Below are 11971 nucleotides of genomic sequence, written 5' to 3' on the forward strand. Positions count from 1 at the left end.
GTGGAGGAACGGTTCTACGGGGGCTGAGCGGGGGGTGGAGGAACGGTTCTACGGGGGCTGAGCGGGGGCCCTCCGGGAGTTCGTGGGGCGGAGCCCCGGGGGTCAGTGGCGGGTGGCCGCCGGTTCGCGGCGCGGCTGCGCCCCGAGTGCCCGGAGGCGAGGGCGGTCCGCCTTGCGCGGGATCCACCTCGGCAGCCGATGCGGCAGCGACCCGTACCACGCGTACGACACCGCGTAGCCGAACGCCAGGCACGCCATGCCCCCCACCGCGTCCAGCCAGAAGTGGTTCGCCGTGGAGACGATGACCATCAGGGTGACCGTCGGGTACAGCAGCCCCAGGATGCGGGCCCAGGGGGCCGAGGCCAGGGCGAAGATGGTGAGGCCGCACCACAGCGACCAGCCGATGTGCATCGACGGCATCGCCGCGTACTGGTTGGACATGTTCTTGAAGTTGCCCGAGGCCATCGAACCCCAGGTCTGGTGGACCAGGACGGTGTCGATGAAATGGCTGCCGTTCATCAGGCGGGGCGGGGCCAACGGGTACAGGTAGTAGCCGAGGAGCGCGACCGCCGTGGTCGCGAACAGGGCCAGCCTGGCCGCCGCGTAGCGGCCGGGATGCCGGCGGAACAACCATACGAGCACACTGATCGTCACGATGAAGTGCAGGGTGGCGTAGTAGTAGTTCATCGAGACGATGAGCCATGTCACCGAGTTCACCGCGTGGTTGACCGACTGCTCGACCGCGATGCCGAGGAAGCGCTCGACCGACCACAGCCAGTCCGCGTTGGCCAGGGCGGCGGACTTCTGCTCGGGGACCGCGTTGCGCACCAGCGAGTACACCCAGTAACTCACCGCGACCAGCAGGATTTCGAACCACAGTCGTGGGCGCCGGGGCGACCGGGGGGAGCGCAGCCGTGACACGGCGTGGCCGAGTGGTCTGTCGAGCGCTCTGCCGATCCCGTGTGCGCGACCGGACTGCTTGGTGTTCGCCTCGGGAGCCGCCTCGTTCACGATGGGTGACGGGGTGGCCTCCGTGCGGCCTTCCTGTCGTTTCACGCTCAATTCACCCATAGGCACAGAGTCTGCCAGATTTGCCCTCTCCGCCCGATGATCCTCCGGTGGGGCGCGAGTTGCACGTCCGGCGGGACGGCCGAGGGCATGCGAAAAGAGCCCGTACGGGCAGGGAGGGCTGCGGGCGACGGGCTCCTTACGCGCCGGCGTGCGACCCTGGAAGGGCGGCCGGGGCGATGGCGGCCGTGTCCGGGCCGGGGCCCGCGGCGGTGGAGCCGCGTACGACCAGTTCCGGCATGAAGACGAACTCGCTGTGCGGGGCGGGCGTGCCGCCGATCTCCTCCAGGAGCGTGCGCACCGCGGCCTGGCCCATCGCCGTGACCGGCTGGCGGATGGTGGTCAGCGGCGGGTCGGTGAACGCTATGAGCGGCGAGTCGTCGTAGCCCACGACCGACAGCTCGCGCGGGACCTCGCGGGAGAGCCGGCGGGCGGCCCTGATCGCGCCGAGCGCCATCATGTCGCTCGCGCACACCACCGCCGTGCAGCCCCGTTCCATCAGTGCGGACGCCGCTGCCTGTCCGCCCTCCAGTGTGTACAGGGAGTGCTGGATCAGCTCCTCGACCTCGTCGGCCGTGAGGTTCAACTGCTCGCGCATCGTGGCGTGGAAGCCCTCGATCTTGCGGAGCACCGGCACGAAGCGCTTCGGGCCGACCGCGAGCCCGATCCGGGTGTGGCCGAGCGACACCAGGTGCGTCACCGCCAGCCGCATCGCGGCCCGGTCGTCCGGGGAGATGAAAGGTGCCTGCACCTTGGGCGAGAAGCCGTTGACCAGGACGAAGGGAACGCCCTGGGCGCGCAGTTGCTCGTAGCGCCCCATGTCGGCGGAGGTGTCGGCGTGCAGCCCGGAGACGAAGATGATCCCGGAGACGCCCCGGTCGACCAGCATCTCGGTCAGCTCGTCCTCGGTGGAGCCGCCCGGGGTCTGGGTCGCGAGGACCGGGGTGTAGCCCTGCCGGGTCAGCGCCTGCCCGATGACCTGGGCCAGCGCCGGGAAGATCGGGTTCTCCAGCTCGGGCGTGATCAGGCCGACGAGCCCCGCGCTGCGCCTGCGCAGACGTACGGGCCGTTCGTAGCCGAGGACGTCGAGAGCGGCGAGTACGGATTCACGGGTGGCAGCGGCTACCCCGGGCTTGCCGTTCAGTACGCGGCTGACCGTCGCTTCGCTGACCCCCGCCTGAGTTGCGATATCGGCAAGCCGTGCGGTCATGGCATTGGACTGTACCGGGAGCGGGTCGGATTGCCCACCATGCACAGGAACCGGGAGAGACCGGTCCGAGGTACGCGAAGGGGTGCCTGGCGGCGCACGGCGGCAACATCTTGCAAGCTCTTGCGGCCTCCGTTTGCCGGGTGCGGTCAGATCGTCGCACTGTGGAATCGCGGCTGGTGAGCCCCGTGCGGCAGGGATCGGGGAGTTTCGTCAAGTGGCTTGACGGCAACCTTGAGGACACGCCAATGTAACGATCGCCGGAGCTTGCAGAAATCTTCCGCAAAGTCTTTCGGTCGTCTTTCATCCTTGTTACGTTCACGTCGACCCGGCGCCGCGACGGAGCGGTACGGCAGTTGAAGGAGTTCAGATGCGACGTGGCATAACGGCCACCGCCCTGGTCGCGGCCCTGGCGCTCGCGGCGACCGCCTGCGGCAGCGACGACAAGTCCGACAGCACGTCCAAGAGCTCGGGCGAGCTCTCCGGCACCGTGACGTGGTGGGACACCTCCACCGCGGGCAGCGAGGACAAGGTCTTCAAGAAGATCGCCGAGGGCTTCGAGAAGCTGCACCCGAAGGTCGACGTCAAGTACGTCAACGTGCCCTTCGGTGACGCGCAGAACAAGTTCAAGAACGCGGCGCAGGCGGGCTCCGGCGCCCCCGACGTGATCCGCTCCGAGGTCGCCTGGACGCCCGAGTTCGCGGACCTCGGCTACCTGGCCCCGCTCGACGGCACCCCCGCCCTGCAGAAGCAGGACGACTTCCTGAAGCAGGCCGCCGCCTCCACCAAGTACAACGGCAAGACGTACGCGGTGCCGCAGGTGATCGACTCCATGGGCGTCTTCTACAACAAGAAGATCTTCAAGGAGGCCGGTGTCGAGGTCCCGACCACCATCGACCAGCTGAAGTCCGTCTCCAAGAAGATCAAGTCGAAGACCGGCAAGACCGGCTTCTACCTGCGTGGCGACGACGCCTACTGGTTCCTGTCGTTCCTGTACGGCGAGGGCGGCGACATGGTCAACGCCGCGGACAAGGCCGTCACCATCGACGACGCGGCCGGCGTCAAGGCGATGAAGGTCGTCAAGGACCTGGTCGACTCCGGTGCCGCCAAGACGGACGCCACCGACGGCTGGGACAACATGCAGGCGTCGTTCAAGAACGGCGACGTCGCGATGATGATCAACGGCCCGTGGGCCGTGGCCGACACGTACACCGGCAAGGAGTTCAAGGACAAGGCGAACCTCGGTATCGCCCCGGTCCCGTCCGGCTCCGTCGCCCAGGGCGCCCCGCAGGGCGGTCACAACCTGGCCGTCTACGCCGGTTCCAAGAACCTGGACGCCTCCTACGCCTTCGTCGACTACATGACCTCCGTCAAGACGCAGGCCCAGGTCACCAAGGAACTGAACCTCCTGCCGACCCGCACCTCCGCCTACGCCGAGGAGTCCGTGGTCGACAACGAGATCGTCGGCTTCTTCAAGCCGGTCGTCGAGACCGCCGTCGAGCGCCCCTGGATCCCGGAGACCGGCAGCCTCTTCGCGCCGCTCGTCACCGAGTACACCAAGGTCCTCACCGGTCAGACGACCCCGGAGAAGGCGGTCAAGACGACCGGCGCCTCCTACCGCAAGCTCCTCAAGGGCTGGAAGTAACCCAGGAAGGCAGGCCGGCTGATGGCTGTCCACACCAGCCAGTCGGTGGCGAAGGCCGCGGGCGACGACGTCGCCCGCGGCCGGAGCCGCGGTACTGGTAACCCCCCGCCGCCGGGCAGGCTCCGGCGGGCTCTGTCGACGCACTGGTACGCCTGGACGATGGTGGCCCCGGTCGTCGTCGTGATCGGCGTGATCATCGGGTATCCACTGGTCCGCGGCATCTACCTGTCGCTGACCGACGCCAACGAGCGCAACGTCGCGCGGTCCATCGGTGTCAACCACCTGCCCGCCACGTACAAGTTCGTCGGCCTGGACAACTACACCGATGCGCTCACCGGCGAGCAGTTCCTCGGCACCCTCGGGTGGACCCTGGTGTGGACGGTCTCCTGTGTGACCATCACCTTCGCCCTCGGCATGGCGCTGGCGAACATCCTCAACCGGAAGATCGCCGGCCGCTCCGCCTACCGGATGGCCCTCATCCTGCCCTGGGCTGTCCCCGGCTTCGTCTCCGTCTTCGCCTGGCGCTTCCTCTACAACAACGACCGGGGGCTGCTCAACAAGGTCCTCGCCGGCGGCGGCATCGACGGGATCGACTGGCTGGGCGACCCCACCGTCGCCAAGATCTCCGTCATCGTCGTCAACGTGTGGCTCGGCGTGCCGTTCATGATGGTCGCCCTGCTCGGCGGCCTCCAGTCCATCCCCAGCGAGCACTACGAGGCCGCGGAGATGGACGGCGCCACCGCCTGGCAGCGCTTCCGCCACGTCACCCTGCCCGGACTGCGGCCGGTCTCCACGACCGTCATCCTGCTCTCCACCATCTGGACCTTCAACATGTTCCCGGTGATCTTCCTGCTCACCCGCGGCGGACCCGGTGAAGCCACCCAGATCCTGGTGACCCAGGCGTACAAGTTCTCCTTCGAGGTCAGCCCGCGCGACTTCGCGCAGTCCTCCACCTGGGGCGTGTTGATCCTCGTACTCCTGCTGATCTTCGCCACCATCTACCGGCGGGTCCTGCGCACTCAGGGAGATGACTGGTGACCACCACGACCACCCCCACCGCGCGGCACTCCGCGCCGCGCCCGGCCAAGGTGCGCAAGCGCGGCGAGCGTTCGCCGCTGGCCTCCACGGCCCTGCACCTCACGCTGATCGTCGCGTCCGTGATCGCGGTCTTCCCCGTGCTCTGGGTGCTGCTCACCTCGCTGAAGCCGGCCGCGCTCGCGACCACCACGGACTTCTTCAAGGAAACGACGTTCGAGAACTACACGAACCTCATCCAGGACACGAAGTTCCTGACCTGGTTCGGCAACTCGCTGATCGTCGCGAGCCTCACCACGCTCATCGGCGTCATCGTCTCCGCCTCCACCGGCTACGCCGTCAGCCGCTTCCGCTTCCCCGGCAAGCGCGGGCTGATGTGGACGCTGCTGATCACCCAGATGTTCCCGGTCGCCGTCCTCATCGTGCCGATCTACAACATCATGGCGGGCATGGGGCTGCTCAATAAGCCCGCCGGCCTCGTCATCACGTACCTGACCATCTCGGTGCCGTTCTGTGCCTGGATGATGAAGGGCTTCTTCGACACCATCCCGCGCGAGATCGACGAGTCGGGGCAGGTCGACGGACTCACCCCGTTCGGCACGTTCTGGCGGCTCATCCTGCCCCTGGCCAAGCCGGGCCTCGCCGTCACCGCGTTCTACTCCTTCATCACCGCCTGGGGCGAGGTGGCGTACGCCTCTGCCTTCATGGTCGGCGAGGACAACCTCACCCTCGCGGGCGGACTCCAGCTGTTCGTCAACCAGTACGGCGCCCAGTGGGGCCCGATGACCGCCGCGTCCGTACTGATCGCGATACCCGCGGCCCTGGTCTTCCTGTTCGCACAGAAGCACCTGGTCACCGGCATGTCCGCCGGAGCCGTCAAGGGCTGAGTACCGCCCGTACGACCCGCACGCACGCACCAGTCACGGTGGCGCCGGCATCCCGACCCGGTCCCGGCGCCACCCCCACCCAGACACCCCAGGGACGACATGACCCAGCACCTCGCTGCCCCCTCCACCGGCACGTCCGACGACGCCGCCGCGGGCCACCGCACCGGCTGGTGGCAGGACGCGGTGATCTACCAGGTCTATCCGCGCAGCTTCGCCGACGGCAACGGCGACGGCATGGGCGATCTCGCAGGCGTACGCGGCAGACTTCCGTACCTCAAGGAGCTGGGCGTCGACGCGGTCTGGCTCAGCCCGTTCTACGCGTCCCCGCAGGCCGACGCCGGCTACGACGTCGCCGACTACCGGGCCATCGACCCGATGTTCGGCACCCTGCTGGACGCCGACGCGCTGATCCGCGACGCCCACGACCTGGGCCTGCGGATCATCGTCGACCTGGTGCCCAACCACTCCTCCGACCAGCACGAGTGGTTCAAGCGCGCGCTCACCGAGGGCCCCGGCTCTGCCCTGCGCGACCGCTACCACTTCCGCCCCGGCAAGGGTGCGAACGGCGAACTCCCGCCCAACGACTGGGAGTCCATCTTCGGCGGCCCCGCCTGGACCCGCACGGCCAACCCGGACGGCACCCCCGGCGAGTGGTACCTCCACCTCTTCGCGCCCGAGCAGCCCGACTTCAACTGGGAGCACCCGGCCGTCGCCGACGAGTTCCGCTCGATCCTGCGCTTCTGGCTCGACATGGGCGTCGACGGCTTCCGCGTGGACGTCGCGCACGGCCTCGTCAAGGCCGAGGGGCTGCCGGACCTCGGCACCCACGACCAGCTGAAGCTGCTCGGAAACGATGTCATGCCGTTCTTCGACCAGGACGGGGTTCACGAGATCTACCGCAGCTGGCGCACCATCCTCGACGAGTACCCCGACACGATGGGGCCCGCAGGGCCTTCCGCAGAAGGGCGGGGGCGGGCGACGGGTGGGCGGATCGCCGTCGCCGAGGCGTGGACCCCCACCGTCGAGCGCACCGCCAACTACGTGCGCCCCGACGAGATGCACCAGGCCTTCAACTTCCAGTACCTGGCCACCGCCTGGGACGCCGCCGCGCTCCGAGAGGTCATCGACACCTCGCTCGACGCCATGCGGCCGGTCGGCGCCCCCACCACCTGGGTGCTCTCCAACCACGACGTCACCCGGCACGCCACCCGGTTCGCCAACCCGGCCGGTCTCGGCACCCAGATCCGCACCCCCGGCGACCGCGAGCTGGGCCTGCGCCGGGCCCGCGCGGCCAGCCTGCTGATGCTGGCGCTGCCCGGCTCCGCCTACGTCTACCAGGGCGAGGAGCTCGGCCTGCCCGACGTCACCGACCTGCCCGACGAGGCCCGCCAGGACCCGTCGTTCTTCCGGGCCGACGGCCAGGACGGCTTCCGCGACGGCTGCCGCGTCCCGGTCCCGTGGACCCGCGAGGGCACCTCGTACGGCTTCGGCGCGGGCGGCAGCTGGCTCCCGCAGCCCGCCGGCTGGGGCGAGCTGAGCGTCGAGGCGCAGACCGGAGCGCCCGGCTCGACCCTGGAGCTGTACCGGGCCGCCATCGCCGCCCGCCGGGCCCACCCCGGGCTCGGCGCGGGCACCGACGTGCGCTGGCTGGACGCCCCGGAGGGGCTGCTCGCCTTCGCCCGCCCCGGGTTCGTCTGCACTGTCAACACCACGGGCGCCCCGGTCCGCATCCCCGTACCGGGCACGGTCCTGCTGGCCAGCGCCCCGGTTCGGGCCGACGGCGACACGGTCGAGCTGCCCGCCGACACCACGGTGTGGTGGACGGTGTGACGACCGTCCCCCTGCCGAGGGGCCCCGGCGCGGGCGGTTCGCTCAGGCTGTCGGACATCGCCGGCCAGGCGTCCGTCAGCGAGGCGACCGTCAGCCGGGTCCTCAACGGCAAGCCGGGCGTCGCGGACACCACGCGTCAGCGGGTGCTCGCGGCGCTCGACATCCTGGGCTACGAACGGCCCGTACGGCTGCGGCAGCGCAGCGCCGGGCTGATCGGGCTGGTGACCCCCGAGCTCACCAACCCGATCTTCCCGGCCTTCGCCCAGTCCGTGGAGCAGGTACTCGCCGGGCACGGCTACACCCCGGTGCTCTGCACCCAGCTGCCCGGCGGCGCCACCGAGGACGAACTCGTCGAGCAGCTCGTCGAACGCGGCGTCGGCGGCATCGTGTTCCTCTCCGGACTGCACGCCGACACCTCGGCCGACCCGGCGCGCTACGCCGCGCTGAGCGAGCGCGGCGTGCCGTTCGTCCTGATCAACGGCTACAACGAGCGCATCAGCGCCCCGTTCGTCTCGCCCGACGACACCGCCGCCGTGCGGATGGCCGTGAGCCATCTCGCCGAACTCGGCCACCGCCGGGTCGGGCTCGCCATCGGACCGCAGCGCTATGTGCCCTCGCGCCGCAAGCGGGACGGTTTCGTGGACGCCGCGGTCTCCGTGCTGGGCCTGGACCGCGCGGACGCCGAACTCCTGGTGTGCTCCACGCTGTTCAGCGTCGAGGGCGGACAGGTCGCGGCCGGAGCGCTGCTCGACCGGGGGTGCACCGGCATCGTCTGTGGCAGCGACCTGATGGCGCTGGGCGTGGTGCGCGCGGCCCGGGACCGCGGGCTCGACGTGCCGCGCGACGTCTCCGTGGTCGGCTTCGACGACTCGCAGCTCATCGCGTTCACCGACCCGCCGCTGACCACGGTGCGCCAGCCGGTGCAGGCGATGGCGGCGGCCGCCGTGGGCGCGCTCCTGGAGGAGATCGGCGGCAGCCCCGTGCAGCGCACGGAGTACGTGTTCCAGCCGGAGCTGGTGGTGCGGGGTTCCACGGCGGCGCTCCGCAGCGCCTGACGCCGTGGCGGGCGCGGGTGCGGGGCCGGCCGGAGGGGGGCCGGCCCCGCACCCGTCCCGCTCACTCCCCGCCGTCACCCTCCTTGAAGAGGCGTACGGTGCCCAGGATCTGACGGATCGTCGCGTCGGACACCTCGTCGGGGACACCGTGCGCGCCGACATAGGTCCACGAGACGAACCTGCCCTCCGCGTTCTTGAAGGCGAACGTCACCGCCTTGCCGTCGGTGTCGCACTTGCCCTTCTTCGCGTTCCCGGACGAGGTGACGGTCACCAGACTGCCCTCGACGCCCGACGTCGTCCGGAAGGACTCGGGTTCACCGATCGTGAGGCGCGAGCGGTCCGGCTGGGTATAGAGGCCGTAGACCCAGGTCTCGGCCGTGTCCTCGGCGGCCTCGGCCGCACTCCTCGACCCCTGCTCCCCGGTGGTGCCCGTCGAGGCGAGCGCGTACTCGTCCGGGGTGCCGTCCTTGTCGTCGTCGGACGTGCACCACTTCTCCTTGAGGATCGCCGGCGCCATCATCGCGACCAGCGGCTTCTCCTTGGGATCGTCGTTCTCGGCGACATAGCTCACCCAGTCCGCGGACTTCCGCGCCCAGGAGGCGGGCACGTCGAAGGTGATGCCGCGCTTGGCGTTGACCACCGTCTTCCAGCCGGCGACGAGTGGACCCGAACCGCCGCCGCCCGCGCCCCGGTCCGTGCCGCCGGCGCTCGCGGAGGCGCTCGCCGACGCGGACGGCGAAGGCTGCGGACCGGCCTCGTCCTTCCCGTCGTCGCGCAGTGCCAGATAGCCCACCGCGGCGCAGGCCACGACGACCGCCGCGCAGGCGGCCACCACGGTGACCGTGGTCCGGTTACGGCGTCGGGGCGGTTCGGGGGTGTTGATGCCGAGCGTGGGTGCGGCGTGCCAGTCGGGGCTGCCCCGGCCGGGCTGTGAGGGGGCCGGACCGTGCGGCGAGCCCTGCTGGTTCGGCTGATCGGGGGGCGACTGCTGTCCTGGCCACATGCGGCGAGCCTAGTCGCGGCCCGGAAGCGGCCCGGGGGGCGGGCCGGGCGGGACGACACAGGAGAGGCACCGGAGGTCGACCCGGATTGGGCCGGCGGGGAGGTGTGACCGCCGGCGCCCCTCTTGTCCCTGACCGGCCCGGCCGGCCGGGCGCGTGGGGCCCGGGGTAACGGGACCCCCGGCCGACCGGACCGGAGTCGGGAGAAACGTAACAGGGCTGCAATGTCTTGCGTAAGACCTTGCAGGAACAAATCTGCGGTATTTCGTGGATGTGAGCGGGTGATGTCCAAAGGGTTGACCGGGACCTGCCGGGCTCGTACGGTCTCGCTGCGGCAAGGTTTGCATTCTTGCAGCAAGAACCTTCAGGAGCCTTGAGGGCAGGGCGCGTTGCCGATGAGGCTGCACCGTCACCCGCATTTCCCCCACAGCAGGAGGAAAACATGGCCAGCAGACCCCTGTCTGCCGCGCTCGCCCTCGTCGCGGGAGCCGCCGCCCTCGTGGTCCCCGCCACGACGGCCGAGGCATCCGCCCCGGGCACCAAGGACGTCACCGCCGTCCTCTTCGAGTGGAAGTTCGACTCCGTCGCCAAGGCGTGTACGGACACCCTCGGCCCGGCCGGATACGGCTTCGTCCAGGTCTCGCCGCCCCAGGAGCACATCCAGGGCAGCCAGTGGTGGACCTCGTACCAGCCGGTCAGCTACAAGATCGCCGGGCGGCTCGGTGACCGCACGTCCTTCGCCAACATGGTCAGCACCTGTCACAGTGCCGGCGTGAAGGTCGTCGCGGACTCGGTCATCAACCACATGACCAGCGGTTCGGGCACCGGCACGGGCGGCAGCTCGTACACGAAGTACAACTACCCCGGGCTGTACTCCTCGGCCGACATGGACGACTGCACCGCACAGATCAGCAACTACGGCGACCGCGCCAACGTCCAGAACTGCGAGCTCGTCGGGCTCGCCGACCTGGACACCGGCGAGGACTACGTACGCGGCAAGATCGCCGGCTACCTCAACGACCTCCTCTCGCTGGGCGTCGACGGATTCCGCATCGACGCGGCCAAGCACATGCCCGCCGGTGACCTCGCCAACATCAAGTCCCGGCTGAGCAACCCCAGCGTCTACTGGAAGCAGGAGGCGATCTACGGAGCGGGCGAGGCCGTGTCGCCCGACGAGTACACCGGCAACGGGGACGTCCAGGAGTTCCGCTACGCCCGCAGCCTCAAGCAGGTCTTCAACAACGAGAACCTCGCCAACCTGAAGAACTTCGGCGAGGGCTGGGGCTTCATGTCCTCCTCGAAGGCCGCGGTGTTCGTCGACAACCACGACACCGAGCGGGGCGGCGACACGCTGAACTACAAGGACGGCGCCAACTACACCCTCGCCAGCGTGTTCATGCTGGCCTGGCCCTACGGCTCGCCCGACGTCCATTCCGGCTACGAGTGGTCCGACAAGGACGCCGGCCCGCCCAACGGCGGCACCGTCAACGCCTGCTACAGCGACGGGTGGAAGTGCCAGCACGCCTGGCGCGAGATCTCCTCCATGGTCGGCTTCCGCAACACCGCGCGCGGTGAGGCCGTCACCAACTGGTGGGACAACGGCGGCGACCAGATCGCCTTCGGGCGCGGCTCCAAGGCGTACGTCGCGATCAACCACGAGGGCTCCTCGCTGACCCGGACGTTCCAGACCTCGCTGCCCGCGGGCGACTACTGCGACGTCCAGTCCGGCAACGGCGTCACGGTCAACGGCTCCGGCCAGTTCACCGCGACCCTCGGCGCCAACACCGCGGTCGCCCTGCACACCGGCGCCCGCACCTGCGGCGGCTCCTCCGGTACCACCGACCCGGGCACGGGGACCGGCACCTCCGGCGCCTCCTTCGGCGTCAACGCCACCACCCAGCTCGGCCAGAACATCTACGTCACCGGCAACCAGTCCGCCCTCGGCAACTGGAACACCGGCAGCGCGCTGAAGCTCGACCCGGCGACGTACCCCGTCTGGAAGCTCGACGTGAGCCTGCCCGCCGGAACGTCGTTCGAGTACAAGTACATCCGCAAGGACGCGAGCGGCAACGTCACCTGGGAGAGCGGTGCCAACCGCACGGCCACGGTGCCGTCCTCCGGCAAGGTCACGCTGACCGCGGACGTCTGGCGCGGCTGACCTCCCCCCCCCCCGCCCGCCGGGCGGGGGGGGGGGRGGTCAGCCGCGCCAGACGTCCGCGGTCAGCGTGACCTTGCCGGAGGAC

The 11971-nt window shown here is 69.8% G+C and carries 9 protein-coding genes; 6 read left to right on the plus strand and 3 right to left on the minus strand.

The window, feature by feature from the left end; all coding sequences use genetic code 11:
* Window positions 1-102: 102 nt before the first annotated feature.
* Both EAO73_RS19250 and EAO73_RS19255 read right to left on the minus strand, forming a co-directional pair.
* Window positions 103-1011, minus strand: coding sequence for a phosphatase PAP2 family protein (locus tag EAO73_RS19250; protein ID WP_147973535.1), 909 nt, complete (start codon window positions 1009-1011; stop codon window positions 103-105).
* Between the two features lie 196 nt (window positions 1012-1207).
* A complete protein-coding gene (locus EAO73_RS19255; RefSeq protein ID WP_147972762.1) occupies window positions 1208-2278 on the minus strand; it encodes a LacI family DNA-binding transcriptional regulator in 1071 nt (356 codons plus the stop codon).
* A gap of 367 nt (window positions 2279-2645) precedes the next feature.
* On the opposite strand from EAO73_RS19255, the gene EAO73_RS19260 reads away from it, so the two are divergent.
* The 5 genes from EAO73_RS19260 (at window position 2646) to EAO73_RS19280 (ending at window position 8727) form a co-directional block, all read left to right on the plus strand.
* Complete coding sequence (locus EAO73_RS19260) at window positions 2646-3920, plus strand: extracellular solute-binding protein (RefSeq protein WP_147972763.1); 1275 nt, start codon at window positions 2646-2648, stop codon at window positions 3918-3920.
* A gap of 21 nt (window positions 3921-3941) precedes the next feature.
* Window positions 3942-4958, plus strand: coding sequence for a carbohydrate ABC transporter permease (locus EAO73_RS19265; RefSeq protein WP_147972764.1), 1017 nt, complete (start codon window positions 3942-3944; stop codon window positions 4956-4958).
* The gene (locus EAO73_RS19270) at window positions 4955-5842 is read left to right on the plus strand and encodes a sugar ABC transporter permease (protein WP_147972765.1); all 888 of its coding nucleotides are present in this window, start codon (window positions 4955-4957) and stop codon (window positions 5840-5842) included. Before EAO73_RS19265 ends, EAO73_RS19270 begins: the two co-directional genes overlap by 4 nt.
* A gap of 99 nt (window positions 5843-5941) precedes the next feature.
* On the plus strand, window positions 5942-7672 hold the full coding sequence (locus EAO73_RS19275; RefSeq protein ID WP_147972766.1) for an alpha-amylase family glycosyl hydrolase: 1731 nt from the start codon (window positions 5942-5944) through the stop codon (window positions 7670-7672).
* Window positions 7657-8727 carry a LacI family DNA-binding transcriptional regulator gene (locus tag EAO73_RS19280; protein ID WP_147972767.1) on the plus strand — a complete coding sequence of 357 codons (1071 nt, stop codon included), beginning with the start codon at window positions 7657-7659 and terminating at the stop codon, window positions 8725-8727. The genes EAO73_RS19275 and EAO73_RS19280 overlap by 16 nt, the downstream gene beginning before the upstream one ends.
* 61 nt (window positions 8728-8788) lie before the next feature.
* Here the strand turns inward: EAO73_RS19280 and EAO73_RS19285 are convergent, their stop codons facing one another.
* Window positions 8789-9610, minus strand: coding sequence for a hypothetical protein (locus EAO73_RS19285; protein ID WP_147973536.1), 822 nt, complete (start codon window positions 9608-9610; stop codon window positions 8789-8791).
* A gap of 560 nt (window positions 9611-10170) precedes the next feature.
* Here EAO73_RS19285 and EAO73_RS19290 point away from each other — a divergent pair.
* On the plus strand, window positions 10171-11886 hold the full coding sequence (locus tag EAO73_RS19290) for a carbohydrate-binding module family 20 domain-containing protein (RefSeq protein WP_147972768.1): 1716 nt from the start codon (window positions 10171-10173) through the stop codon (window positions 11884-11886).
* The last annotated feature ends 85 nt before the right edge of the window (window positions 11887-11971 follow it).

It is taken from the genome of Streptomyces sp. col6, assembly GCF_008042035.1.
Classification (GTDB): Bacteria; Actinomycetota; Actinomycetes; order Streptomycetales; family Streptomycetaceae; genus Streptomyces.

What these genes read in the sequence shown, in the direction of transcription:
- EAO73_RS19265 (WP_147972764.1), top strand. Translation starts at nt 3,942, where the DNA reads ATGGCTGTCCACACCAGCCAGTCGGTGGCGAAGGCCGCGGGCGACGAC.
- EAO73_RS19255 (WP_147972762.1), bottom strand. Translation starts at nt 2,278, where the DNA reads ATGACCGCACGGCTTGCCGATATCGCAACTCAGGCGGGGGTCAGCGAA.
- EAO73_RS19260 (WP_147972763.1), top strand. Translation starts at nt 2,646, where the DNA reads ATGCGACGTGGCATAACGGCCACCGCCCTGGTCGCGGCCCTGGCGCTC.
- EAO73_RS19290 (WP_147972768.1), top strand. Translation starts at nt 10,171, where the DNA reads ATGGCCAGCAGACCCCTGTCTGCCGCGCTCGCCCTCGTCGCGGGAGCC.
- EAO73_RS19275 (WP_147972766.1), top strand. Translation starts at nt 5,942, where the DNA reads ATGACCCAGCACCTCGCTGCCCCCTCCACCGGCACGTCCGACGACGCC.